The 26,351-nt window shown below is 52.4% G+C and carries 25 protein-coding genes; 16 read left to right on the top strand and 9 right to left on the bottom strand.

Translation table 11 applies throughout. The features are described from left to right. Positions 1-23: 23 nt before the first annotated feature. The gene (locus BMX45_RS18965; protein ID WP_090911018.1) at positions 24-1,088 is read left to right on the top strand and encodes a glycosyl hydrolase family 18 protein; all 1,065 of its coding nucleotides are present in this window, start codon (positions 24-26) and stop codon (positions 1,086-1,088) included. A 145-nt stretch (positions 1,089-1,233) separates the two neighbouring features. Here the strand turns inward: BMX45_RS18965 and BMX45_RS18960 are convergent, their stop codons facing one another. Beyond that, positions 1,234-3,381, bottom strand: coding sequence for a YhgE/Pip domain-containing protein (locus BMX45_RS18960; RefSeq protein ID WP_090911017.1), 2,148 nt, complete (start codon positions 3,379-3,381; stop codon positions 1,234-1,236). A gap of 29 nt (positions 3,382-3,410) precedes the next feature. Next, positions 3,411-3,797 carry a YhjD family protein gene (locus BMX45_RS18955; protein WP_090911042.1) on the bottom strand — a complete coding sequence of 129 codons (387 nt, stop codon included), beginning with the start codon at positions 3,795-3,797 and terminating at the stop codon, positions 3,411-3,413. A gap of 181 nt (positions 3,798-3,978) precedes the next feature. Here BMX45_RS18955 and BMX45_RS18950 point away from each other — a divergent pair, with 181 nt between their 5' ends. After that, complete coding sequence (locus BMX45_RS18950) at positions 3,979-4,488, top strand: Crp/Fnr family transcriptional regulator (RefSeq protein ID WP_090911016.1); 510 nt, start codon at positions 3,979-3,981, stop codon at positions 4,486-4,488. A 200-nt stretch (positions 4,489-4,688) separates the two neighbouring features. Here BMX45_RS18950 and hmpA read toward each other — a convergent pair whose 3' ends face one another. Continuing rightward, positions 4,689-5,894 carry an NO-inducible flavohemoprotein gene (gene hmpA, locus BMX45_RS18945; protein ID WP_090911015.1) on the bottom strand — a complete coding sequence of 402 codons (1,206 nt, stop codon included), beginning with the start codon at positions 5,892-5,894 and terminating at the stop codon, positions 4,689-4,691. A gap of 492 nt (positions 5,895-6,386) precedes the next feature. On the opposite strand from hmpA, the gene BMX45_RS18940 reads away from it, so the two are divergent. Then, positions 6,387-7,079, top strand: a complete 693-nt coding sequence (locus BMX45_RS18940) for a YitT family protein (RefSeq protein ID WP_009592920.1) — start codon at positions 6,387-6,389, stop codon at positions 7,077-7,079. A gap of 64 nt (positions 7,080-7,143) precedes the next feature. Here BMX45_RS18940 and BMX45_RS18935 read toward each other — a convergent pair whose 3' ends face one another. From BMX45_RS18935 to BMX45_RS18925, 3 genes are all read right to left on the bottom strand, one after another. Continuing rightward, positions 7,144-7,326 carry a DUF2188 domain-containing protein gene (locus BMX45_RS18935; protein WP_009592922.1) on the bottom strand — a complete coding sequence of 61 codons (183 nt, stop codon included), beginning with the start codon at positions 7,324-7,326 and terminating at the stop codon, positions 7,144-7,146. 139 nt (positions 7,327-7,465) lie between these two features. Then, positions 7,466-8,431: a peptide-methionine (S)-S-oxide reductase MsrA gene (gene msrA, locus BMX45_RS18930; RefSeq protein WP_090911014.1), complete on the bottom strand. Its 966-nt coding sequence runs from the start codon at positions 8,429-8,431 to the stop codon at positions 7,466-7,468. 93 nt (positions 8,432-8,524) lie between these two features. Continuing rightward, positions 8,525-9,136: a TVP38/TMEM64 family protein gene (locus BMX45_RS18925; protein ID WP_090911013.1), complete on the bottom strand. Its 612-nt coding sequence runs from the start codon at positions 9,134-9,136 to the stop codon at positions 8,525-8,527. 515 nt (positions 9,137-9,651) lie between these two features. On the opposite strand from BMX45_RS18925, the gene BMX45_RS18920 reads away from it, so the two are divergent. Further along, positions 9,652-10,353, top strand: coding sequence for a TerC family protein (locus BMX45_RS18920; protein ID WP_015734420.1), 702 nt, complete (start codon positions 9,652-9,654; stop codon positions 10,351-10,353). Between the two features lie 94 nt (positions 10,354-10,447). Continuing rightward, complete coding sequence (locus tag BMX45_RS18915) at positions 10,448-10,762, top strand: hypothetical protein (RefSeq protein ID WP_090911012.1); 315 nt, start codon at positions 10,448-10,450, stop codon at positions 10,760-10,762. A gap of 98 nt (positions 10,763-10,860) precedes the next feature. Here the strand turns inward: BMX45_RS18915 and BMX45_RS18910 are convergent, their stop codons facing one another. Next, positions 10,861-11,679, bottom strand: coding sequence for an AraC family transcriptional regulator (locus tag BMX45_RS18910; RefSeq protein ID WP_090911011.1), 819 nt, complete (start codon positions 11,677-11,679; stop codon positions 10,861-10,863). Between the two features lie 140 nt (positions 11,680-11,819). Between BMX45_RS18910 and BMX45_RS18905 the strand changes: the two genes are divergently transcribed. The 10 genes from BMX45_RS18905 (at position 11,820) to BMX45_RS18860 (ending at position 21,998) form a co-directional block, all read left to right on the top strand. Continuing rightward, entirely contained in the window at positions 11,820-12,920 is a 1,101-nt protein-coding gene (locus tag BMX45_RS18905) for a Gfo/Idh/MocA family protein (RefSeq protein WP_090911010.1), read from the top strand. 170 nt (positions 12,921-13,090) lie between these two features. After that, positions 13,091-14,176: a Gfo/Idh/MocA family protein gene (locus BMX45_RS18900; protein WP_090911009.1), complete on the top strand. Its 1,086-nt coding sequence runs from the start codon at positions 13,091-13,093 to the stop codon at positions 14,174-14,176. Positions 14,177-14,228: 52 nt separating this feature from the next. Continuing rightward, entirely contained in the window at positions 14,229-15,197 is a 969-nt protein-coding gene (locus BMX45_RS18895) for a sugar phosphate isomerase/epimerase family protein (RefSeq protein WP_009592834.1), read from the top strand. Between the two features lie 44 nt (positions 15,198-15,241). Then, positions 15,242-15,964: a ThuA domain-containing protein gene (locus tag BMX45_RS18890; RefSeq protein ID WP_090911008.1), complete on the top strand. Its 723-nt coding sequence runs from the start codon at positions 15,242-15,244 to the stop codon at positions 15,962-15,964. A 174-nt stretch (positions 15,965-16,138) separates the two neighbouring features. Beyond that, positions 16,139-16,801, top strand: a complete 663-nt coding sequence (locus tag BMX45_RS18885) for a uracil-DNA glycosylase (RefSeq protein ID WP_009592822.1) — start codon at positions 16,139-16,141, stop codon at positions 16,799-16,801. 154 nt (positions 16,802-16,955) lie between these two features. Next, positions 16,956-17,276, top strand: a complete 321-nt coding sequence (locus BMX45_RS18880; protein ID WP_009592832.1) for a winged helix-turn-helix transcriptional regulator — start codon at positions 16,956-16,958, stop codon at positions 17,274-17,276. A 180-nt stretch (positions 17,277-17,456) separates the two neighbouring features. Then, positions 17,457-18,134, top strand: coding sequence for a hypothetical protein (locus BMX45_RS18875; protein WP_090911007.1), 678 nt, complete (start codon positions 17,457-17,459; stop codon positions 18,132-18,134). 178 nt (positions 18,135-18,312) lie between these two features. Further along, positions 18,313-20,751 carry a nitrite reductase large subunit NirB gene (nirB, locus tag BMX45_RS18870; RefSeq protein WP_090911006.1) on the top strand — a complete coding sequence of 813 codons (2,439 nt, stop codon included), beginning with the start codon at positions 18,313-18,315 and terminating at the stop codon, positions 20,749-20,751. 93 nt (positions 20,752-20,844) lie between these two features. After that, the gene (nirD, locus tag BMX45_RS18865; RefSeq protein ID WP_090911005.1) at positions 20,845-21,162 is read left to right on the top strand and encodes a nitrite reductase small subunit NirD; all 318 of its coding nucleotides are present in this window, start codon (positions 20,845-20,847) and stop codon (positions 21,160-21,162) included. A gap of 47 nt (positions 21,163-21,209) precedes the next feature. Then, positions 21,210-21,998, top strand: a complete 789-nt coding sequence (locus BMX45_RS18860) for a formate/nitrite transporter family protein (RefSeq protein WP_090911004.1) — start codon at positions 21,210-21,212, stop codon at positions 21,996-21,998. A 381-nt stretch (positions 21,999-22,379) separates the two neighbouring features. On the opposite strand, the gene BMX45_RS18855 is transcribed toward BMX45_RS18860, so the two are convergent. Both BMX45_RS18855 and BMX45_RS18850 read right to left on the bottom strand, forming a co-directional pair. Then, a complete protein-coding gene (locus BMX45_RS18855; RefSeq protein WP_090911003.1) occupies positions 22,380-22,538 on the bottom strand; it encodes an asparagine synthase in 159 nt (52 codons plus the stop codon). 89 nt (positions 22,539-22,627) lie between these two features. Beyond that, on the bottom strand, positions 22,628-23,353 hold the full coding sequence (locus BMX45_RS18850; RefSeq protein WP_090911002.1) for a Crp/Fnr family transcriptional regulator: 726 nt from the start codon (positions 23,351-23,353) through the stop codon (positions 22,628-22,630). Positions 23,354-23,627: 274 nt separating this feature from the next. On the opposite strand from BMX45_RS18850, the gene adhE reads away from it, so the two are divergent. Further along, positions 23,628-26,240 (top strand): bifunctional acetaldehyde-CoA/alcohol dehydrogenase, encoded by a 2,613-nt coding sequence (adhE, locus tag BMX45_RS18845; protein ID WP_090911001.1) that lies wholly within the window; start codon positions 23,628-23,630, stop codon positions 26,238-26,240. Positions 26,241-26,351: the final 111 nt, after the last annotated feature.

Below are 26,351 nucleotides of genomic sequence, written 5' to 3'. Positions count from 1 at the left end.
GGAGCTTAGGGCGTGAACAACGAATGAAGAATCGCACGAAGAAATGGGCGGCAGCTGCGGGGTTTGCGGTATTGTGTGCCGCCGTCTCCTTCTGGTGGTTGGAGGATCAAGAGAAGGAGCCATCGATGCTGCCCCAGCCGCTGCAGGCGCAAGTCAAGCTGTCTGCCTGGATTACGGATTGGCAGTGGGAGACGGGCATGGCAGATTGGAAGCAGCTCAGTGGTGAGCTTGAAGAAATCAAGCTGTTTGCAGCCTATTTCAATCATAAAGACGAGCTTTACTTGACGTCGGATTTTCGGGAGGCGCTGCCTGCGTTCCTGGAGGCGTCCAAGGAAGGAGAGCCGGCTCGCGGCATCCTGACGATCGTCAACGATCGTTTCCATACCGATGGAACGGCCAAACAGAAGGATCCGGACCTGATATCCCGGCTCGTCGCTACTCCCGAAAGCCGCAGCCAACATATCAAGCAAATTTTGGACATGGCATCCCAGCATGGTTTCGACGGCGTGGAATTGGATTACGAGAAGGTCCGCAAGGAGGATGGGGCCAAGCTCTCCGCGCTGTACGAGGAGCTGTATGAGCGCCTCCGGGCGGAAGCCCTCTCGCTCCGAATCGTGCTGGAGCCGGGCGTATCCCTGTCATCGCTTAAGCTGCCGGAGGGGCCGGATTATGTCCTGATGGCATACAACCTGTACGGGGGGCATAGCGGACCCGGACCGAAGGCGGATTATGCCATGATCAAGGAGCTGGGGGGCAAACTGCGGCAGCTGCCGGGAGACCATGCCATCGCGCTGTCGGTTGGCGGGTTTGACTGGGCGGAGGATGGCAAGGCGGTCTCTTTAACGGAGAAGCGTGCGGTAGAGCTGGCGCGTGACAGCCCGGACGAACCGAAGCGGGATCCGGACAGCGGGGCCCTATACTTCGAGTACACGGACGACCAAGGCATCAGGCATACCGTATGGTATGCGGACGGAACGACCCTTGCCGGATGGATGGATGCGGCGGGGGAGGCGGGCATTTCGAAGATTGCGATCTGGCGGCTCGGCCAAATGGAAGCAAATACGCTGCAGAAATTGAGCGAGTTTTGACAGCAATCCCATCATGAATGATTTAGCCATAACCCAAAAGGACACCCCGTTGCTTCAATAAGAAGCCGCTCGGGGTGTCCTTTCACGCATGGGAACATTCGGGGGGCAGAGCGCTCGTCATTCTGTCCGTCCCCGCCGGAGGGGGTCAATGAATGAGCTTCGAAGCCTTCGCTTTGCGGATCAGCCCGCTGCTGGCCCGGTTGATCGGCTTCTTGAGCGCGATTCCGATCACAAGCGCGATCCCGGCGAAGACCAGCATGAGCAGCATATCGCGGATGACGATATCCCACAGGATGCCGCCGACGGCTTCCCGCATCATGCTGATGGCATAGGTGAACGGCAAATACGGATGCAATGCCTGGAAGAACGGCGGCGTCATCTGGATCGGAAAGGTCCCGCCAGCGCCGGCCAGCTGCAGCACGAGCAGAACGATCGCCATTGCTTTTCCGACATTGCCGAATACGGACACCAGCGTGTAGACGATCAGCATGAAAACGCAGCTGATCAGCAGCGCAAACAGAATGAACCAGCCGGGGTTCACCACATAGGTTCCCAGCAAATAAATATCGCCTAGGGTAACGAACAGCGCCTGGAACAGGGCAATGGTCAGAAAGGTGAGATAGCGGCCGAAATAAATCTCGATGCTGCGAAAACTTCTCTCTTCCTCATGGACCTCCACGGAGAGCAGGGAAACGAGCAGCAGGGCGCCTACCCACAAGGACAAGGTCGTGAAGAAGGGCGACATCGCGGAGCCGTAGTTCGGGATGGGGTACAGGCGATTCTCTTCCAGCGTAACCGGCTCGGCAAAAAACTGGCTTTCGAGCTCGAAATTATTTTTCAGCAGATCGATAACCTCTTGGATATCCCCTTCCGCTTCCATCTCGCGCAGCCGGTTGGCCAACTGCGTAATCCGAAGCTCCGCCTCCGGCAGACGATTTTGGGCGAGCTGCACTTCTTCGCCCCCCACTTTGAGCCCTTTCCGGGCATCTTGGAGCAAACGCTGGATGTCGGGGACGCTGGCAAGCGCCTGGGTCAATTCCTGCTGAACGCGCTTGGCCGTACCTGCGCCCTTGGTGAAGGCCTTGCTTATCGCCGGGCCGATTTCGCTGTCGTACCGGCTTAGCAGCGCGTCGGTCAGCCCCGTAATGTCATCGGTCAGCTTCTTCAGCTTATCGATGGAATCCGCAGGTGCTTCCTCCCCCCGTTCCACGGCTTGAGCGATGGTTTGGAACACGGCTTGAGCCGAGGTCCATCGTGCGGCAATGTCCTCGAGCTTGTCCACCGCGGAAGCCGCCGCCGGGGAGATCGAGCCCAGCCGCTTGAACAATTGCCCCAGCCGGGCCGCGGCTTGCGCTGCAGTCTCAGCGCGCTCTTTCGCAGCGTTCAGGCGGCTGGCCAGCTCCTTCGGGTCGATGCCTTTTTGCCCTAGCGCGTCCAGCACTTGCGAAAGCCCTCCGGTGGCTGCACCCAGCACCTCCAAGTCCTGCCGCAGCGCAGGTTCCAGCGATTTCGAGGCCCCTGCGGCCTGATTCGCGAACTCCGCCAGCGCACCGGCCATTTCCTTGCCGTCCGCGGCAATCCCTTCAAGGCGGGGCAGAGCGGCATCGGCCTGCTGAACCAACCGGTTGGCCAGCTTGATATCCTGCTGGGCCGTGCTCACCGCCTCGTTGAGCTCGGGAAAGCTTTTTTCGAGCCGGAACAGCAAGTTTCGTACTTTGTTGATCGCAGGGAGCTGGTTCTCGATCTCGATCCCGAGCGTGTTAAAAATCTCGAAGATGGTGCCGTTGGCGGTTTTGATGAAATTTTTGCTGACTTCCTCCACGACGGCAGATGCCCCCTGGGCCGTCACCTTGGGCGAAATGGCGTTGATTTTCTCGTTCGTGTAATAGAGGATCTGAGCCTTGACGGGCTCATTGGTCAGTACGGTGCCGATCCGGGCGGAGAAGTTCTCCGGAATGACGATGGCGGCATAATCGGTGCCGCGCCGCACCCCCTGTATCGCATTCTCGCTGTCCTCCGTAAACCGCCACCCCAGCTTCTCATTGTGATGCAGGGACTCCACGATTTCTTTGCCCAGGTTAATGGGCTGGTCGCGAAGAGTGGTGCCTTTATCCAGGTTGGCAACGGCAATGGATACACCTGAGGTTTGGCCGTAGGGATCCCAGGAAGCTTCGATGTTAAACCAGGCATATAGAGAAGGAAGGAGGGCAAGACCCCCGATGATGACGGCTGCAGCCCAATTGCTGACGATTCTACGGATATCGGCAGAATATATATGGAAAATATTCTTCATGAGCGCTCCTGTCTTGTACGTAGTTGGAGCTAGTATGCCGCCAAATCCGTGCCAAGATACGAAACGAGCCGATCCTTTATCTCTTCCTTGAGAGAAGGCCGATCGCAGAGCAGGCTGCCTTCATACCCGCGGCACAGATAATGCACCTGCAGCCATTCCTCGGAGGTACGGCCCTTGCTTTGAATCCGGATGCCGCGCCGCTTCATCTGCTGTTGAATGGACCAGGCTTGTGCCGAAATCCCTTTTTGGATATGCTGCAGATTTAAAATATAGATATCGGCCATTTTGAGCTTGAGGGTCTTGAGGATTCCAATATCCCGTTCGAGAACAGACTGAAGCAGGTCATGCAGCAGATAATCTTTGATCAGGGCTTCGTCTTCGACCGAAGGCGGAGGAGGAGTGGAAGGTTTCATCATAAGAGACACATCCCCGGACATGAAAAAATACAAGAACATACGTTCTATTATATACATGGTATGCCATCCTTATTCGGCCTGCAACCATTAATTTCTGGCATTTGTGATCACCCCCGGTGGATTCATGGCGGCATATCGTTTACACTCCTGATAACTGCATTTTTTCGGGAGGAGATTAACCATGATACTGCATAAAGGCGAAATATTGTTCCGGCAAGGGGATAGCGGGGATCATTTATATCACATTCGGAGCGGATTGTTTAAGGTGACCCGTCTGCATGCCAACGGCAATATGGTGCTTTTCAATATTTTATATCCCGGCGAAACGGTACCCCATCACTCGCTGATCAGCCCGAAGGAAACGCATGGAACCGCGATCGCGCTGATTCAGAGCGAAGTGGAGGTAATATCGGCAGAAGCTTGGTATCGACAGCTTCAAGAGGATCCGCAAAAACCGCTCGAGGTTGCCAGGTTGCTGCAGGAAAAGGTGAGGTTCATGCAGATGCGGCTGGATCACTTAACCGTGGGCGGGCCGGCGGAGCGGCTGGAGCTGCTGATCCAATGGCTGGATGAGTATTCCCAAGGGATACATTTGACCGAATATTTGACTCAGGAAGAGATCGGACAACTGATCGGGGTAAGGAGAGAAACGGTAAACCGGCTGCTGCGAGAGCAGGGCAAGCACGTTTAGCCCATATCCCTTTGCCGACGCCTGAACCGGCTTTATACATAGGTTTTATAGAACCCTGAACGAGCATGCACGGACAGAGCAATGAGTCGATGCACCCTTCGCGGCTGATCGATGCCGCCGGAAGGCATCAAACCAAAAAGGATGCCCCCCATGCAGAAGAAGGGCATCCTTTTTGGTTTTGAGATACGGTTAGACTAATATTAACTTTCCAGCGTACCGGCCGGACCAAAGAATTCATAGTGGATCCGGTCAGCAGGCACCTCCATCGATTTCAAATGGCCGTTCACGGCACGCATGAACGGAACCGGCCCGCAGAAATAGAAGTCGGCTTTCGAATCGACCGTTTTGCGAAGAAACTCCAGATCGATGTAGCCGGTTTGGTGGCAAGTGTCTTCCGTTTCCGGCTGTTCATAAATGACGTACGTGCTTAGCTGCGGATGCTGCGAGGCGAGCTCATCAATATGCAGCTTCATTGCGTGCTGACTGCCGCATTTGGCCGCATGGATAAAGGTTACTTTCCGTTCAGGCTGATTCAGCAGCACGGATTCCAGCATGGCCACCATCGGAGTCAAACCGACGCCGCCGCTGATCAAGGCAAGCGGAAGATCGGAGTCCGTATCCAGCGTAAAGGTACCGGCCGGAGCCGTGACCTCGAGAACGGTCCCGACCTCGGCATGACGGTGCAGCCAGTTGGAGACGATGCCGGCAGGCTTTCCATCCAGCTCGTCTTCGCGTTTCACCGTAATTCTGTAGTAAGGATATCCGGGTGCGGACGAGAGGCTGTAATGACGATTATGATAATAGGCTTCGCCCTCAGGTTTTACCCGAAGCGTGATGTATTGGCCGGGTAGATAATCGGAAATTTCCCCGCCGTCCTGAGGTACCAGATAAAAGGAAGTAATGACGGAGCTTTCCTCCACCTTCCGGTCAATGACGAAATTACGGTATCCGCTCCAGCCGCCGGTTTTGTTTGCGGCTTGCTGGTACATATCCGCTTCGATGCCGATAAAGACATCGGCAATGACGCCATAAGCTTCGGCCCAAGCCTCGATAATTTCGGGCGTTGCGGCATCGCCAAGCACATCCTTCATGGCGCCGAGCAGCGTTTCGCCGACGATCGGATAGTGCTCCGGCAAAATGTTTAATGCCCGGTGCTTGTGTCCGATTTGTTTAACAACCGGGACGATCGCTTCAAGACGGTCGATATGGGCCGCGGCTGCGTATACGGCATTGGCCAGGGCAAAGGGCTGTTTTCCTTCCCTTTGATTCGCATGGTTGAATATGTTAAGAAGTTCCGGATGATGATGAAACAATTTTTGGTAAAATGCGCTTGTGATCGCCGTGCCGTGGGTTTCCAGAACCGGCACGGTCGATTTAACGACCTCAATCGTACGTTGGCTTAACATGCAGACTCCCCCTTGATTCATAAGATACCTTAGTCGAATTGGTGTTCCCTTTTAAGTATAGACAGGCGATAAAGCCGCTCTTGTGATTTAAGTCACATCGGATTTAGCGAATATGTGAACAACATTTTTAGGCGAGGGAGGTTCTTAAAGCCGGATTTTTTACATATTCCATATAGAGATTCCAATTCATTCAAGCCTGCTGTTTAGCTTGTATGCCAACTGTGTTATAATAATGTTAGCACTCTAACTAAAACGAGAAAGGATCAGGATACCATGTGTCCCCGAAGGACGAATCCCCAAAGGACGATTTGGAAACGTTATGATCTCTCATACACATAGCTTCCTTTGTAGAGCGAAGTCGGACGTCTGAAGACAAGGACGGTCTCTACGAAAGGATGGGAACTATGGTTCGAAGGATGAACTCCTCCAGGTTGCCTCAAGGTAGAGATTGGCCTATGTCTGACCAATCTACTACGACAAGAGGGATCCTGTATGAGGAAAAGACAAAACACATTTATCACCATGTCAGCGATGTTGTTCGGAACGTTTTTAATGGCTTTTACGTATTATCACATTAATTTTCACAATCATTTGACCGAAGGCGGCTTTGTCGGCCTTGCGCTGCTTGGCAAGTATGCGCTTGATATTCCGCCAGCATTGAGTATGGTCCTTATGGACATACCGGTACTGCTGATTGCCTTGTTCATCAAGGGCCGGAAATTCATTTTCAATACCGTTGTTGCGGCGAGCATGTTCACCTTGTTCTACGCATTGATCGAGCGGTATTCCACGCTGGTTATCGATCTGAATCATAACTTGCTGGCAGCCGCGCTGCTGTCCGGATTATTGACGGGCTTTGGAGCCGGCATCGTGCTCCGCTATGGCGGGGCGACAGGCGGCGACGACGTAATCTCCGTGCTGTTCAGCGAGTGGAGCGGGCTTAAGGTAGGGACGGTGTTTTTCCTGATGGATGCCGTAGTACTGCTATTATCGCTATTCTATATGCCACTGGTTGAAACCTTATATACTATATTAGCCGTATCGATTGCCGGGCAAGTGATCACCATCACAGTGACGTACGGTACCGAGAAAGCGGAAAAGAAACCGGTTCGGAAGGCGGTCCGTGCCCCAAGCACTCCGGTTACTCCGAAAACAGCGCAGCATACCGTTAGCGGCCGTTCATAATGCGGTCCCAATAAAAGAAGCTCACCCGCATGTAGGGTGAGCTTCTTTCATGTGCTTGATACGCTTACTTCTCGTCCTTGGGGTGGTTCTCGTCCCACTCCTGTGCCTTGGCGGTGGCGATGGCGATGGCACGTCCCTCATCGTAGTCCTCCTCCAGCAAGGCATTGGCAATTTCCACGGCTTTATTCCTCACCCGCGGCTCCAGATTTTTCATGGATGGCGGGTAATCATTTTTGCTCCAAGGCATGGTACGATCCCTCCAATTCAACTGTTCATCGTATGTACTGTATATTACCCCGTGCAGCCAAATTGAATAAACGGGTTCAACCACACCCCATAAAAAGTGCATTGCCCCTTCAAGGGCAATGCACTTGGAAACTTGGATTTTATTCGAACAGCTGCAAATACTCGCCGTAGCCTTCCTTCTGCATCTCTTCCTTCGGCACAAACCGGAGCGCAGCGGAATTGATGCAGTAACGGAGCCCGTTCGGTCCGGGCCCGTCGTCGAACACATGGCCGAGGTGAGAGTCTCCTTTTTTGCTTCGTACCTCGGTGCGGACCATCATGTGGGTGAGATCCATTTTTTCCTTGATGTTGTATTCGCGAATCGGACGGGTGAAGCTCGGCCATCCGCAGCCGGCGTCGTATTTGTCCGTAGAACTGAAGAGCGGCTCGCCGGACACGATATCAACGTAAATGCCTTCCCCGTGATGGTCCCAATACTCATTGTGGAACGGGGGTTCGGTTGCGTTGTTCTGCGTCACTTCATATTGGATCGGCGTCAGGCGCTGCTTAAGCTCGGCGGTATCCACAGGCTCCGACCAGTGCTGCTCAATGAAATCCTCCCGTCCGGAGCCTTTGCGATAGCGTTTGTAATGGCTCGGATTTTTCTTGTGGTAATCCTGATGGTATTCCTCTGCTTCATAGAAGGTGCTCGCCGGGATGATCGGCGTCACGATCGGTCCGTCGAAACGTCCGCTGGCCGCCACGGCCTGCTTGGATTGCTCCGCAAGCTCGCGCTGCTCCTCCGTATGGTAAAAAATAGCCGTCCGGTAAGATGTCCCGCGGTCATGGAATTGTCCGCCCTCATCCGTAGGATCGATTTGCTGCCAGAAAAGCTCGAGCAGCTTCTCATATGGGAAAACTTCCGGGTTATAGGTGATTTGAACGGCCTCATAATGGCCTGTGGTATCGGAGCATACCTCTTTATAGGTCGGATTTTCCTTGTGGCCGCCAGTATAACCGGAAACGACCTTCAGAATGCCCGGCAGCTCGTCAAAGGGAGAGACCATACACCAGAAGCAGCCTCCCGCAAAGGTAGCCAATTCGCTTGGGGTTGAACGATTATTCATCTATTATCCCTCCATCGTTTTATAACAATATAAAATGTAAGTCATATTGTTATTATAATCATTTTGGTCAAGGAAACCAAAATATTGCTCCGATTATGTCGTTCTCCCCTTATACCACCGGAAAGCGGCCATGAACAAAGCGGTTAGCAGCATAAGCGCTGCCGCAACAGCCGCGAAGATGACCGGATGATCGGCCAATCCGCTGCCAAGCCAGGCGTACAGGAGGATGGCTGGAATTTTGCCGATGGCGGAAGCGGCGGTGTACGTCCAGAATGGGATGGAGGCGACGCCGGCATATAGATTGACGGCCATTTGGGGTATCACGGGCAGCAGGCGGGCGAGCAGGATCGACTGAAAGGGGCGCCGTTCGACCGCGGTCGTAAACCTGTGTAAAGCCGTGTATTTCCCAAGCAGCCGTCTGCCGGGCTCCTGATATAAAGACCGCACAGCCGCATACAGGATGACGGCGGCGATCGTCGTTCCGAACCACGATATGGCGGCCGCCCAGACGGTTCCGTATGCATACCCGAGAATAGCGATGACCACTTTGTAGGGGGCAATGGGAAATAAGGCAAGCAGGGCTGCCAGCAGGATCATGAGGAAGAGCGGGGGATCGCTCTCCAACCACTCCGTGATATCATGCCTGTATGAAAAAGCAAGTGCCAGTACTGCCGCATATAGGATGGGGATGATCCATCTCTTCATGTAGAATCCTCACTTTGCATCGTTGACCTGAATAGCACCATGATAGCAAAAAAACAGGCATGCTGCCCGTATTTCGAAGACTCTCGCAATCGATACTATGGAAAAATTTGAATATACAAGCGATTTTTCGTATGTTATAATGTGTCCAACCGAATAGTTCCCAAAGGGGAGTAGCTTCATAAGAAAACCTCTGTCGCGGCCTTATCAAGGATGAACAACCGCGACTTCAACGGTAGGTTTTCTTGCGGTATAGAATTTCATGGGCTCTGCCGATGACTTATAAATTCTATATCGTAAGTAAAGTCGTCATTACGGGACTAACCATCCCCGGCTTTATTGGCAACGATAAGTTGTTTAGCGAGACCTTTGCCTGATTGTTTCATGATGAGGTGGAGGTCTATTTTTGCGCCCAAAAAACGCTGTAGACCCTATCGATGAAGGGAACAGCGTTTTTTTGGGTGGTGGACATCGGTAGGTGAAAGCCTAATCGGAACATGAAGAAAGGGTGGGGAATCATGGATTTGCTGTCGATGGAATTTTGGACCGCGCTGCTGTCGATTGTCCTCATTGACCTTGTGCTGGCAGGCGATAATGCTATCGTTATCGGTCTCGCCGCTCGCAATGTCCAGAAAGAGGACCAGAAGAAGGTCATCCTGTGGGGAACCGTCGGCGCGATCATCATACGGATCGTAGCCACGCTGCTCGTTGTCCAGCTCTTGATGATCCCCGGCTTGCGCTTGATCGGCGGCATCGCGCTGCTGTGGATTGCCTACAAGCTGCTGGTCGATGAGAAGCAGCATGAAATTTCCGCGGGCAACCAAATGTGGGCGGCTATCCGTACGATCATCATCGCGGATGCCATGATGGGACTGGATAACGTTCTTGCCGTAGCAGGCGCTGCCGGTGAAAGCTTCATGCTCGTTATTGTCGGACTTGCGATTTCCGTTCCGATCATGGTGTGGGGCAGTACTATTATCCTGAAGCTGACGGATCGCTTCCCGATTATCATCACGATCGGCGCTGCGGTGTTAGCCTGGACCGCATCGAAGATGGTGGTGGAAGAGCCGATGATTCACGGCTGGTTCGCAAATGGCGTCGTGAAGTACGGGTTTGAGGTTATCGTCATTGCCATCGTCATCGGCATCGGAACCTGGATGAAGAAGAAGAATGAGCACAAAGCGAAGAGCAACCCGGTACAGGTTAAGATGGTCGACTAGTTTAAGACTTTGTCTGAACCGGAACCAAGCGGTATAATGTCTTCATGAACGAACAGAGCCCATAAAACCCTGTTCGCATGAGGAGGAGTAATGCATGGAATCTGCGGGAAAGTCCGTAGAAGAACGGATAGCGGAATCGTACCGTCAGGATGAGGATATGATGATCCTCGTATTTGCCCAGTGGTGCGTGAATCACGGTCTGGATCCGGCTGAGCTGTACCGTAAAGCTTATCCGGATCAGCCGGACAATGAGCGGTTGACGCGCGTGCTCGAATTGACGGTGCCCAAAGAAGAGGCTGGCGAAATACCGGATCAGACCCTGCTTGGCGTCCTGTCGATGTTCGGTAATGAAGACTTGGCTATCGTTGTTGCCGAGGCAGCGGCCAGCCTTGGTCCTGACAAGAAGTAACGGAATCAGGGAATATCTTACATGCGATTCAAAGAAGAAGCGGGTCGATCAAGGAAAAACCTTGGTCGGCCCGCTTTTTTGCCGTGGAGATATGGCCATTAATTGGAGGTTCGGCTGGACATGCGGAATTGCTTGGGCGAAACGCCGAATCGGGAACGGAAAACGCGGTGAAAATAAGTGTAGTTCGCAAAGCCGGAGGTTTCGGCAACATCCTCCAGGGAGAGGGGGCTGAATACGATCCGTTCCTTTGCCATGCTCAGTCGCACGTCCATGGTGTACTGCATGATGGTGGTGCCGAACGCTTCCTTGAACAGATGGACTGCCCGGGAAACGCTGATGCCCACATGGGCGGCGACATCCTCCAGCTTGAACATGGAGGAGGCATTCTCTTCAATGTAGTTCTTCATGCGGTAGGCGAGATACGTCTTGGGAGTTGTTGACGGCTGCTCCGATAACAGACGGTCCACCTCCAGGCACAGAATCCGCACGGTGTAATCCGAAATCTCGGGATAAGGATCCGATACGCGCCGCTGCTCGAGCAGAATTTGCCGAAACAGGCTCAGGTAACGCTCCTCCAGCGGCACCCTGATTTTGGTCGGGCGTTTCTTGGAATTCCACCACGCGTCAGCCCAAGGCCCTTTGAAAAAAATATGATAATCGCCGCTTTCGATGGTCAATTCACCCAATGCGTTGTATTCGTCATCGATTCGAAGTTCATAAGGCTGTCCGGGCGTGAAAATCAACAGATCCCCTGCCTCGACGAGCGACAGCTTGCCGTCGATTTTGGCGCGGCATTTGCCGTCGGTCTGCCAACGCATCAAATAGGTGTCGAAACCGTCCGCCAGGGACATCTTGAAAGGTTTGCGATGAAATGAGAAATCCGCTGCTACGACTTGGTTGGAAAGATTTGAATCCATTGCTAAAGTCCCCTTTGAAGAATAAGAAAATAATGACCAGATTGTTCATGTTTTAATCATATTCTTCATTTTAAACGAAAGCATAAAAGAATACCATTGTACTAGTCCGAGCACATCTATTGGTTCAAGGAGTGACATCGATGAAAAAAATGAGAGCAGGTATAATCGGCTGCGGAACCATCAGTGGCGTATACTTCACGAACTTGAAAAACAGCCCTTGGGTTGAAATCGTGGCATGCGCCGATCTCATTCCGGACAACGCCAAAGCGAAAGCAGCAGAGTTCAACATCCCGAACGTATACACGGTTGAGGAGATGCTCGCACAGACAGATATTGAATTTATTATTAATTTGACCATTCCGGCCAGCCACGCCAATGTCGATATCGCCTCCCTGGAAGCAGGAAAGCATGTCTACAGTGAAAAACCGCTGGCCATAACCCTTGACGAAGCCCGCCGCGTCCTGAATATCGCCGATCAGAAGGGGCTTCGCGTCGGCTGCGCACCGGATACGTTCCTAGGCTCCGGCGTACAGACGGCCAAAGCGGCCATTGAATCCGGGCTGATCGGCAGACCTGTTGCCGCAACGGCGTTTATGATGGGGGCAGGACCGGAAGCGTGGCATCCCAATCCCGAATTTTTTTACGCGTCGGGCGGAGGTCCGATGATGGACATGGGACCTTATTATGTGTCGGCCCTGGTAGAGCTGCTAGGTCCCGCAAGCCGGATCAGCGCATCCACAGGCATCCAGATCCCGGACCGTTCCGTCGGCTCGGGCCCGCTACAAGGAAAGCCGATCACGGTTCAGACGCCGACGCATTTGGCGGGGACGCTGGATTTTGAGAACGGTGCCATTGCAACCATGATTACCAGTTTCGATATCTTTGGTGGGTCCAATCTGCCCTGGATCGAAATCTACGGCACGCAGGGCAGCCTGAGTCTCGGCGATCCGAACTACTTCAACGGGGAAGTGAAGCTTCGCAAGCACGGCTCCGAGGAATGGGAATTGCTTGAGCCCGCCTTCGAATGCGGGAAGAACGAGCGGGGTCTGGGCATCCATGATATGATCCAATCGATCCATGAGCAGAAGGACCATCGCGTAAGCGGGCGCCTGGCTTATCACGTGCTGGAGATCATGCAGTCCTTTCAGCAGTCTTCGCTGGAGGGCAGGCATATCGTTCTGCAAAGCACATACCGTTATGGCAAACTTCCGGCACCTCAGCAGGCTGAATCGGCTGAATAGGGAACTGGAAGCCTGGTCCATATTCTTGTAAACTGGTTATGAACAACAGGCAAACCAGCTTCTGACGGATCTGGCAGGATGATGAGCTCTTGCCCGGCAATCCGCATGAAAGCGTTGCACTACTATTGGGACAGCTCCAATAAGATCAACTGTATGAGGAGGAAATGGACATGTCGAACACGTTGAAAATCGGAATTATCGGCTGCGGGGGAATCGCCAACGGCAAGCATATGCCGAGCTTGAAGAAGCAGGCGCAGGCCGAATTGGTCGCTTTTTGCGACATCGTGGAAGAGCGTGCGCAGAAGGCAGCTGCTGAATACGGGATTGAAGGCGCTAAAGTGTACACGGATTTCAGGGAATTGTTGAAAGACGGCAGCATTGACGTCATCCATGTATGTACGCCGAACGATTCGCACTCCGAAATCACGGTAGCATCCCTGGAAGCCGGCAAGCACGTGATGTGCGAGAAGCCGATGGCAAAAACGGTTTCCGAAGCACAGGCCATGCTGGACGCCGCAAAGCGCACAGGCAAAAAACTGACCATCGGTTATAACAACCGTTTCCGGGACGATAGCATGTACTTGAAGGGGATCTGCGAGGAAGGCGAGCTGGGCGAGATCTACTACGGTAAAGCCTTGGCCATCCGCCGCCGTGCCGTACCGACCTGGGGCGTATTCCTTGACGAGGAGAAGCAAGGCGGAGGTCCGTTGATCGATATCGGAACCCATGCGCTGGATTTGACCTTGTGGCTGATGGACAATTACAAGCCGAAAAGCGTGCTGGGATCCACGTTCCATAAATTGGGTCAGCGCGAGAATGCGGCGAATGCGTTCGGTCCGTGGGATCCGAAGGAATTCACGGTAGAGGATTCCGCTTTCGGATTTATTACGATGGAGAACGGCGCTACGATCGTTCTGGAATCCAGCTGGGCGCTTAACGTCCTGGAGATCGGCGAAGCGAAAGCCGTTCTGGCGGGAACCGAAGGCGGAGCCGACATGAAAGACGGCTTGCGCATCAACGGCGAGAAAATGAGCAGACTGTATGAAACCAAAGTGGATCTGAACGCCGGCGGCGTAGCTTTCTATTCGGGCTCCAAGGAAAACGACTCGGACCGTGAAGCAAGAATGTGGCTTGAAGCGATTATAGAGGATAAGGATCCGGTCGTTAAGCCGGAGCAGGCGTTTGTGGTGACGCAAATCCTGGAAGCGATCTATGAATCGGCGAAGACGGGTAAAGCGGTTTATTTCGATAACTAAATTCCTTGCAAGCAATCAATATGATGACTAAGCTAAACCAGGAGGTTATACAATGAAATTAGGCGTATTTATGGTATTGCTGAGTGGACGTAAACTGGAGGATGCATTGGACTACGTGGCATCCAAGGGCCTTAAAGCAGTTGAAATCGGAACAGGCGGTTATCCCGGAAATGCACATTGCAACCCGGTCGAGCTGCTGGAGAATGAAACCGCGCTGAAAAACTTCAAAAACGCGGTGGAATCCCGCGGGCTGATCATTAGCGCACTGAGCTGCCACGGGAATCCGCTTCATCCGCAAAAGGCAATCGCAAAAGAATTCCATGACACATACGTAAAAACGGTGGAGCTTGCCGAGAAGCTTGAAGTACCTGTTGTCAACACATTCTCCGGCTGCCCAGGCGACCACGAGGATGCCAAATACCCGAACTGGCCGGTAGCGCCTTGGCCTAACGACTATCAAGAGATCCTGACTTGGCAGTGGGATAACAAGGTCATTCCTTACTGGACCGAGTGGGGTAAATTTGCGGCAGACCGCAATGTCAAAATCGGTTTGGAACTGCACGGCGGCTTCTCCGTTCACACGCCGGGCACGCTGCTCCGTTTGCGCGAAGCCGCAGGCGAAGTGATCGGTGCCAACCTGGATCCGAGCCACATGTGGTGGCAAGGGATTGACCCTGTTCAAGCGATTCAAATTTTGGGCCGCGAAGGAGCGATCCACCACTTCCATGCGAAGGATACAAGCATTGATCCGATTAACGTGAACAAACACGGTCTCACGGATATGCAGTCGTATGCGAACATGCTGGATCGCGCTTGGCAGTTCCGCAGCGTAGGTTACGGACACGATGTGAAGGAATGGGCGGATATGATGAGTGCTCTTCGCCTTGTTGGATATGACTATGTCGTGAGCATTGAACATGAAGACGGACTGATGTCCGTTGAAGAAGGCTTCTCCAAAGCGGTGCAAAACCTTCAGCAAGTGCTGATCGAAGAGCCGCTCGGAGAAATGTGGTGGGTCTAACAGCGTAGAGAATAACCGAATAAGCAATTAGGGGGAACAGCAACATGCTTAACGTAACCATATGGAATGAATTCGTGCACGAGAAAATCCATGATGAGGTTCGGAGCGTTTATCCGACGGGCATTCACACAGCTTTGGCGGAGGGTCTGCAAAATCCGGATTTCATCATTAGAACGGCAACGCTCGACCAGCCGGAGCATGGATTGACGGACGATGTACTGGATTCAACCGATGTGCTGTTGTGGTGGGGGCATATGGCTCATGACCAGGTTAGTGACGAAATCGTAAGCAAGGTCGTAAAACGCGTGCAGGATGGTATGGGACTGATCGTTCTCCATTCCGGACATTTTTCCAAACCGTTCAAAGCTTTGATGGGCACGAGCTGCGATTTGAAGTGGCGCGAAGCAGGAGAACAGGAAATTATTTGGAGCGTGAATCCGACGCATCCGATTGCGGCGGGAATTACGGGACCGATCATCATCGAGCACGAGGAAATGTACGGGGAGTTCTTTGACATTCCGGCCCCTGATGAGCTGGTATTCGTCAGCAATTTCGAGGGCGGGGAAGTATTCCGCAGCGGATGCACATTCAAACGCGGGCATGGGAACATTTTTTACTTCCGTCCAGGGCATGAGACCTATCCAACCTACTACAACCCCGAAGTGCTGAAAGTAATCACCAATGCGATTAACTGGGCTCATTCTACGGCAGGCAAGCAAACGTTCGGCAACAGTCAGCCGGTTCGCGCGCTTCCCGTTTTAGTCTAAGCCATAAACAGCGCATTATCGTAAGCATCAGCGAACGAGCCGTTCAAGGTACAGTCCTTGTTCGGCTCATTTTTTTGGTATGTTGGGGCTGCTTTTTCGAAATGTTTTTGCCGGCCGGGGATAGAATATACGTGAATATGGGGTATTGTATGATATAGGAGAGGGGGCTGTACAATGAACGAAGTACAAAGCGCACCTGTAGATCCCGCAACCATCGCCATATGCCGGGCCAGGCTCGTCCATCAACCCGTTGAGGGCTTCCTGCTCGGAAGGGGAGTCCGCTTTGCGAAAATCATGTTCATCGGGGAAGCGCCCGGGGCTCATGAAGTTTTGGAAGGCAAACCTTTCGTAGGGCAGGCAGGACAAGAGATGAACGCGTACCTGGAACGTCTGAAACTGACACGGGATCAGGTATATATTACCAGTGCCATGCGAAGCAGGCCCTATAAGGATAAAGTGCTCGTGAGGCCTTCAGGCGAGAATGTCATCAGCCGATCGAATCGCACGCCGACCAAAGCGGAAATATTGGCCCATGCGCCTTTGCTTGATGAAGAAATCCGATGGGTCCGCCCGGACATCTTGGCACCGATGGGAAATACGGCGCTGCACCGGTTAATCGGAAGCCATGAAACGGTGACGTCGCTGCACGGCAAGCTGATGGAAGGCCCGGTTCAGCAAGCGGCTGATCCGGAAAATCCCGGAGCAGGCTATGTGTTTTCACCAGAGACCTATAAGATATTCCCTCTGTTCCATCCAGCGGCGGTGCTGTATAATAGGAAATTATCCACTTTGATTGAGGACGATTTGGATATTTTGGCTCGGATATTAGGGGGATAAACGCTGATTTTCTGGGAAAAAGGGGCTAGGAGGTTTTCAGCTTCTCGAAAATATGCTAAAATGAAACATACTTACAATTCGTAAGTTTTCTAGATTTATGGGTGAGCTTATGAGTTTCTATAAACAAGGTGACTTCGTAAAGAGGTGAAGGGATATGGAAGTTACAAATGTTACGATGTGTCCCCGTTTCGAATCGGCCTTTTCTTTTCTGGGCAAACGGTGGAACGGCTTGATTATTCAAACGCTGATGAGCGGGCCTAAGCGCTTTAAGGATATTTCGAATTTGATTCCGTCCATGAGCGATAAAATGCTCTCCGAGCGGATGAAGGATTTGGAATGCGAAGGCATACTGATTCGTCATGTCTATCCGGAAACTCCGGTACGTATTGAATATGAACTGACTGAAAAAGGCAAAGCACTGCGTCCGGTGATGGAGCAAATTTCATCATGGGCAGAACAATGGGTCGACAGATGAGTCATCTTAAGACTCCCGTTGACGATTAAACCCTGGCATGAGATATCCTCATTTCAGGGTTTTTTTTTCTAACCAGAATGGCTGATTCTTTCGTCCTGCAAAAATATCCGGACATGCACCAAGCTGACGGACCTTCTATATGATGTAATAATCCAGGCGGCATATCAAGGAGGCGAGCCCATGATCAAGCGAACGAATATCTCCCGGTTCCATTATGGACAAGAGGACATCTCAGAGCTTGAAAACGCTTCATTACAAGTGCTTCATATATTTGAGAAAACCAAGCAGGTGCTGAGCCAGTATGTACCGGAATCACTGTGGTCGGCCGTGTGTGAAACAAGCCCAGACGCTGTAGCATCCCTTAGCCAAGACGGCACCGCTCGGGTCGACATGTTCCAGAAGTGGGTCAAAGCTCCCGGCGGATGGAAGTTCATTGGCTATGAAACCGAAACATTGAATTCGTCTTCCGAGCAGAATAAGGGACGGATGGGAAGATTCCTGCATATGATCATCTGGTCGCTCTACGAGAAAATCGTGATGCTGCATCCCTTCCTCGGCAGCGAAGCGTTCTTTGACGGGGAGGAGCTGGACGTGATCGCCCATTATTTTGTGCCTACGTATATTAGTGCCGTGCCTTTGGTGCAGCAAGGAAAAGCCTATAAGACCATTCAGGCCGGCATCGTACTGTACCAGGAGCATATCGAGGCGCCTGCCGTCATCATGCCGTCGGAAGGAGGCCTTTTGGAGGGGAACTGGATGACCGGGGTGAACCTGGATTCGGGGGGATTTGCCGGAATTCGGCCCTATTTAAAAGTGCCGGGCGGCGAACGAGCCTATATGGAAGCCGAAATCATATAGCATGCCGTTTATTAGGATAACCTTGTTCCAATCGGACAGGGTTATTTGGTATTTTTATTTAAATTTTAAAGATTGATGTGAAAAAAATCACAAAAATATATGCCTTTACACGATATAATTTACTTGTAAGCAGTGGAATACACGAGCACCAGACCACGTGTTGGGGAGGAATCAAACGATGTCCAATATAAAGAGAGATAAGTTGGTTGTCATTGGCAACGGTATCGCAGGCATAAGCACGGTCGAGCAAATCATTAAATTGGGTGGGAAATTTGACATCACCGTCATCGGACAGGAGCCTCACCCGAACTACAATCGCATTATGCTGTCCTATGTGCTGGAAGGCAGCAAAACCTTGGACGACATCGTATTGAATGACTGGAAATGGTACGAGGACAATCAGATCACCCTGCATACGGGTGTGACCGTCACCGCCATCGACGGGGAGCGCAAGGTTGTAACTGCCGATAACGGCTTGACGGTTCCTTATGACAAAGTGATTATAGCTACAGGTTCGAACCCTTTTATATTGCCTGTCCCGGGCAGTGATAAAGAGGGAGTTATCGGATTTCGAAATATCGCCGACTGCACGCAGATGCTTCAAGCCGCCAAGGCATACAAGAAAGCGGCCGTCATCGGCGGAGGGCTGCTGGGTCTGGAAGCCGCGAAGGGATTGGTCAGCCTGGGCATGGAGGTGACGGTGGTTCATCTCATGCAGGATTTGATGGAGAGCCAGCTGGATTCCATGGCATCGGGGATGCTGCAAAGGGAGCTGGAGCGGCAGGGCATCCGATTCTTATTAGGCAAACAAACCACGGAAATCATGGGCGATGAGAGAGTCACGGGGCTACGGTTCAAAGATGGGGATGAGCTTGAAGCGGAACTCGTGGTCATGGCCGTGGGGATCCGAGCGAACGTTGCTGCCGCCCAAGCGAGCGGTATCGAAGTGAACCGGGGAATCGTAGCCAACGATTATCTTCAGACCTCCTGGCCGGATGTGTATGCGGTCGGCGAATGCTGCGAGCATCGGGGGGCATGCTACGGCCTGGTTGCGCCGTTGTTCGAGCAGGGACAGGTTCTTGCCAAGCATCTCTGCGGCGTGGACAGCCAGCCTTACGAGGGCAGCATCGTATCGACGAAACTGAAGATCAGCGGCGTTGATGTATTCTCCGCAGGAGAGTTCATGGAGCAGGCCGAGCACTCGGTGATCGTGGCGAAGGACGATTGGCGCAAGACTTATAAGAAAATCTTGCTGCGCGACAATATCATCGTCGGCGCAATACTGTTCGGTGATGTCAGCGATTCGGCCAGCCTTCAATCCATGATACGAAAAAAGACGGCCATGACCGAGGAGATCTATCATTCGATCATGGGCACCGAATGTGCAGGGAAAGGAAACGGAAAGGCCTTCTCGCTCGATAAGATGCCCGACGATGAAATCGTCTGCGGCTGCAACGGCGTAACCAAAAAGGCCATTGTGGATGCCGTGACGCTTCAAGGCCTTACGACGGTGGACGAAATCAAAGCTTGCACGGGAGCGACCCGTTCTTGCGGAGGCTGCAAGCCAGTCGTGGAGCAAATCCTTCAGAGCGTGCTGGGCGATGGCTTTAAGACGGCAGGCAAACAAGGCATATGTCCGTGCACCACGCTCGACCGGGACGAAATCGTCGCCGAAATCAGCGCCAAGGGGCTGACCACGACGAAGGAAGTCATGCATGTTCTGAACTTCAGCAACCCTGAGGGCTGCTCGAAATGCCGTCCCGCCATCCATTATTATCTGGCCATGCTGAATCCGGTGACCCATCAGGAGGAGAGGGAATCCCGCTTCGTCAACGAGCGGATGAACGCCAACATTCAGAAAGACGGCACATACACGGTAGTGCCAAGAATGTACGGCGGCGTGACCACGCCGGAGGATTTGAAGAAAATTGCGGACGTATCGCTTAAGTACAATGTTAAGGTCGTTAAGGTAACCGGCGGACAGCGTCTGGATCTGATCGGCGTGAAGAAGGAGGATCTGCCAAGCGTATGGGAAGAGCTGGATATGCCGTCCGGTTATGCTTATGCCAAATCGCTGCGGACCGTCAAGACCTGCGTAGGCTCCCAATTCTGCCGCTTCGGCACGCAGGATTCGATGGGCATGGGTGCATTCCTCGAGGAGAAATTCGAGCGGCTGGACTTTCCGGCGAAGTTTAAAATGGCGGTCAACGGATGTCCGCGAAATTGTGCCGAATCGTGCACGAAGGACATCGGGATCGTCGGCAATGACGGCGGATGGGAGATATTTGTCGGAGGCAACGGCGGAACAAAGGCGCGCCTGGCCGATTCGTTCTGTAAAGTGAAAACGGACGAGGAACTGATCGAGATCTGCGGCGCCTTGATGCAGTACTACCGTGAGACCGGCAAGTACCTCGAGAGAACGTCGGAATGGGTAGAGCGTCTGGGACTGGAACAAATCCGTGCGGCGGTCCTTGATGATGCTAAACAGCGCAAGGATCTGGTGGGAAGAATAGAGCTGGCCCTGCAGCAAGTGGAAGATCCGTGGAAGAAAGTGCTGAACGACGATAAGCTGCGCAATACGCTGTTCCAGGACGCAAGACCGGTCGGCAGCAAGTAATCCAGGGGGAGAACGATTCCCCCTTGACTGCCGGATTATAGAGAGCTTATGGCTTGGATAGGAATCGAACAAGAGAAGTGGAGGCTGCGTATTATGGAAACCGGAACTTATATCACGGTAGGGAATGAACATGAATTTCTGTCGCAACTCGGAAGGGTGGTCCAAATCGGTGACCGGGAGATTGCCGTCTTCCGGACCTCGGATCATCAATGGTTTGCTCTGGAGAATAAAAGCCCGCATCCCAAAGGAGGTCCGTTAGCCGAAGCCATCGTATCCGGGCATTACATTTACGATCCGTTACACGATTGGAAAATCGAGCTTTCGACAGGGCTTGTGCAGGCTCCGGATAAGGGCCAAGTTCGGATATATCCGGTTCGCGCCGTGGACGGAAAGGTTGAGGTAGGTGTATAAGGCCGTAATAAGCAGCTTCAACAGACGAAACCAAGAGGTGGTAACCCATGTTTAACAATGATGTGGAAGCCGTCGTCAATGCCGCGGTCGCGAAAAAAGAGCAGATGAACAACAACTTGCTGCGTTACATGGTATCGGCCATGCTGGCCGGTGCTTATGTCGGCATTGGGATCGTATTAATCTTTAAGCTGGGCGCGCCGCTGGCAGCCGCCGGTTCGCCTTTCCAGTCCCTCGTCATGGGAGCCGCATTCGGGATTGCGCTCACGTTGGTTGTGTTTGCCGGTTCAGAGCTGTTCACCGGAAATCATATGTTTTTTACGATAAGCACGTTATCTAAACGAACGACGATGGGGGACACGCTGAAAAATTGGGGACTTGTGTTTATCGGCAATTTGGCGGGAGCGATCCTGCTCAGCTATCTGATTTATGCTTCCGGCCTGTTCAAAGGGCTGCCGCCCGATCATCTCATCTTCACGGCAGCGGCCAAGAAAATGAACGATCCGTTCATGGAGCTGTTTTTTAGAGGCATATTATGTAACTGGCTTGTATGTCTGGCCCTGTGGATGGGGATTCGGGCCAAAGGAGAAACCACGAAACTGATTTTAATATGGTGGTGCCTGTTTGCCTTCATTGCGACAGGGTATGAGCATAGCGTAGCGAACATGTCGCTTCTGACGCTGGCGACGATTTTGCCGGGACATCCCGAGACGGTATCCATCGGCGGCTGGATCAGCAACATGGTGCCGGTCACGCTGGGGAATATCATTGGCGGCGGATTGTTTGTAGGCATGGCTTACTGGTTTATCTCTTCGGGAAAAGGGAGCAAGCAAAAGTAGGCAATGATAGGCGGTGTTGAGGAGGAATTTCATCCGCCTACATTGTCAGATGAAGTCCAACCTGGTGAATAAACAAAGAAACCGTTCTTGGTTAATGGTCTGTTATTCGTCCATTTGCCAAGCAACGGTTTCTTTCTTGTATACAATACGACCATTCCAAGAAATTTGGGGACAAAGGCGATGGGAGGAGCGATGCGCACACGGAACGTCTCCAAACAGAAAAAGTGGGCATCCCGTCAGATGTAATGTTCTTTTGGGAAATCCGCTTTTTTGGATATGTCTCATCGCTGAATGGATGAGGAGGGCAATAGCATAAATAAGCTGTCCTCCTCAGTCATTGAACTGAAAGGACAGCCGTGAGAATCTTGCCTTCCAAATCGTTTACCGATGTTCCACAAGGTCGATCGCACCAAGCACCATATGAGCCAGTCCGAAGCCTAGAATACCGGTTGCGGCAAATTTATACTTGCTGCAAAGCAGAGCGGCACCCGAAGCAGAAACCACGGTTCCAAGAACAGCAGGAATCAAACCTTCACGCATGCTGAGCACTCCCTTTGATTTGGTTTGGAAAGACAAGGTTTATTGTAAGCAGATGCCCGTATATTATGCACCAAAGGGGCTTTAGGGGATCAAATCCGGCAGATTTCGTTCGGACACAGCTCGCAGTGGCAAATTTCCTGCAGCATCGGCAGATCCTTGATAACAATCATGCCGCCGGCATATTCGATGGCGTCCTTTTTGCGAAGGTCGCTCAACATCCGGTTCACGCTTTCGCGGGTGGCCCCGATCATGTTTGAAAGATCGGTGTGGGTGATCTTTTTGTTGATGAGAATGGTGTCATCCTCTTGATGCTGTCCGTAGGTATTGCCCAGACGAATCAGCGTCGACGTTAATGCGCCGGGCTTGCCGTACATCATGAGATCACGGAATTTGGTCTGCGTGATGCGGTGGTGTATACCCATCCACTTCATGAAATCAATCGCGAAGTCGCAATGCTGGCAGATCAGCAGCTCCAGATCCTTGTGCTCGATGACCCCGACTACGCTGTCCTCAAGCACCTCTGCCGAAAAACTGTGGTTGTTGCTAAAGAATGGATCGGCTTGCCCGACCATGTCTCCTGGATGGTACATATATAGAATAAGCTCTTTGCCTTCATCCGTCGATTTGGTTAATTTAATTCTTCCTTGTTTAACGAAGTACAGCTTGTCGGCGAAGTCGCCTTCCCAGAACAAATGCGATCCTTCAGGGAGTACCCTTTCCTTCATGGTGACCAGCAGACGGTTGCGGTTTTGTTCCGAGAAGCACTGCGTGTTCCCTAAGTTTTCGATTTCCATTACATGGTCTACAGTTTTCATGGTGGTATCCCCTAACATCCTAAAATTTGATCTGTTTAATCTTTAAATACATTATAACGTGAAAACATTCACTTGTGGGGCGGAACAAGAGGGAAATCATGGCGAAATTTCAAACATTGTGATCTCTTTCACTTGAAAGAGGGAAAAGACAGGTATAAATCACACAGAAAAGAAAAATTTTAATATTGTGAAATATTTCACATGATTTAAGGAGCGTCTGTGTTACGATCGAAGCGTAGACAGAAAGAACATGAACCATGGGAGGATGAGAGATATGGCTGTGAGCAAAGGAACAACGGTTGAAGTGAAGGGACAAACGGCAGCAGAGTACATTCAAGGTCTGATCGACAAGGCGAATCGGGCAAAAGAAAAGTTTATGAAACTCGATCAGGAGCAAGTCGACGGAATTGTGCAGGCCATGGCCATGGCCGGACTTGAGAAGCACATGCAGCTGGCGAAAATGGCGGTTGAAGAAACGGGCCGCGGCGTGTATGAAGACAAAATCATCAAAAACCTGTTTGCCACGGAGTATATCCACAACAGCATCAAGTACGACAAAACGGTAGGTATCATCGAAGACAATGCCTATGACAGCTTCCAAAAAATTGCGGAGCCGATCGGGATCATCATGGGGATCACACCGGTAACCAATCCGACCTCGACCACCATATTCAAGGCGCTGATCTCCATCAAAACAAGAAACCCGATCATCTTCGGTTTCCATCCATCCGCGCAGGCATGCAGCAGGGAAGCCGCGCTCATCCTGCGGGACGCCGCCGTGAAACAAGGCGCTCCGGCCGACTGCATCCAGTGGATCGAGGCTCCTTCCATGGATAAAACCAATACACTCATGAACCATCCTGACGTTGCCTGCATTCTGGCTACGGGCGGATCGGCGATGGTCAAAGCAGCATACAGCTGCGGCAAGCCAGCGCTCGGCGTAGGTCCCGGCAACGTGCCGTGCTTCATCGAGAAGAGCGCGGACCTCGATCAAGCGGTGAACGACTTGATTCTATCCAAGACGTTTGATAACGGCATGATCTGCGCATCCGAGCAAGCCGTCATTATCGAGGAGCCGATCTATCATACCGTGAAGAAAAAAATGATCGCCAGCGGCTGTTATTTCGTGAACAAGGAAGAGCTGGCGAAGCTGACAGCGCATGCCATGGTAGCGGATAAATGCGCCGTCAATCCTACCATCGTCGGACAGCCGGCAGCCAAGATTGCCGAGGCTTGCGGCTTTGAGGTGCCGGAAAGCACCAAGATCCTGGTCGCCGAGCTGGAGGGAGTCGGTCCTGCTTATCCGTTGTCCGCCGAGAAGCTGAGCCCGGTGCTGGCCTGCTATAAAGTGAAAGACGCGGAAGAGGGCATTAAGCGCGCCGAAGAGATGGTTGCTTTTGGCGGCATGGGCCACTCGTCGGTCATCCACTCGCACAATGAGGACGTCATCCTGCAATTCTCGGATCGCATGAAGACCTGCCGCATCCTGGTCAACCAGCCTTCCTCGCAAGGCGGCATCGGGGATATCTACAACACGAACCTGCCATCGCTGACGCTTGGCTGCGGTTCGTATGGCCGGAATTCTACGTCGTCGAACGTGACGGCCGTCAATCTCATCAACGTGAAAAGGGTGAACCGCAGAACCGTGAATATGCAGTGGTTTAAAGTACCGGACAAAATTTACTTTGAAAAAGGCTCGACACAGTATCTCGCCAAAATGCCTGACATCACCCGCGTCGCGATCGTAACTGACCCCATGATGGTGAAGCTGGGATATGTGGAGCGGGTAGAGCATTACCTGCGCCAGCGCAGACAGCCGGTAGCCATCGAGGTGTTCTCGGAAGTCGAGCCGGATCCTTCGACAACGACCGTAGAACGGGGTACGGAGATGTTGGAACGGTTCCAGCCGGACTGCATCATCGCCCTCGGCGGCGGATCGCCTATGGATGCCGCAAAAGCGATGTGGCTGTTCTATGAATATCCGGATACGGACTTCAACAACCTGAAACAAAAATTCATGGATATCCGCAAACGGGTCTATAAATATCCGAAGCTCGGACGGAAGGCGAAATTCGTAGCCATACCGACAACGTCGGGAACGGGCTCGGAAGTAACTTCGTTTGCCGTCATCACGGACAAAGTGCAGGGAAATACCAAATACCCGCTGGCAGACTATGAGCTGACGCCGGATGTGGCGATCATCGATCCGGAATTCGTGTACACCTTGCCTAAAACGGCGGTGGCCGATACCGGCATGGACGTCCTGACGCATGCGATTGAAGCCTACGTATCGGTGATGGCTAGCGATTACACGGATGGGCTTGCCATCAAAGCCATCCAGCTGGTGTTCCAGTATCTTGAGCAATCGGCGCTGACCGGCGACAAACTCGCCCGCGAGAAAATGCATAATGCTTCGACGCTTGCAGGCATGGCCTTTGCGAACGCGTTCCTGGGCATCAACCACAGTCTGGCGCATAAATGGGGGGGACAGTACCATACGGCGCACGGACGGACCAATGCCATACTGATGCCGCACGTCATTCGCTACAATGCCAAAAAGCCAACGAAATTCGCGGCATGGCCGAAATACACCCACTTTGTGGCCGATGAAAGATATGCCGAGATCGCACGGATTCTTGGACTGCCGGCAAGAACGACGGAAGAGGGCGTAAACAGCCTGATCGCCGCCATCCGCGAGCTGAACAGCAAACTTGGCATCGAGGAATCGTTCCAGCAGCTTGGCATCGATCCACAGGACTTCGAGAAAAACGTCGAGCATTTGGCCGACCGGGCTTTCGAAGATCAGTGCACGACCAGCAATCCGAAGCTGCCGCTGGTGACAGAGCTTGCAGAAGTATATCGCAACGCCTTCTATGGACGTTTCTAATCCAGGAAAGGGGCAGAAGGCTGATCCTAAATTCCATTATATATGATGGTAGAAGCCAGGGAAGCCCGGAGTCAGAGTGATAAACATCACGGGTAACCACAACTTTGTGAT

The organism is Paenibacillus sp. cl141a (genome assembly GCF_900109305.1).
Classification (GTDB): Bacteria; Bacillota; Bacilli; order Paenibacillales; family Paenibacillaceae; genus Paenibacillus_AQ; species Paenibacillus_AQ lautus_A.
Note: the sequence above shows the minus strand (reverse complement) of the source record. Positions and strands in the feature narration are given on the sequence as shown.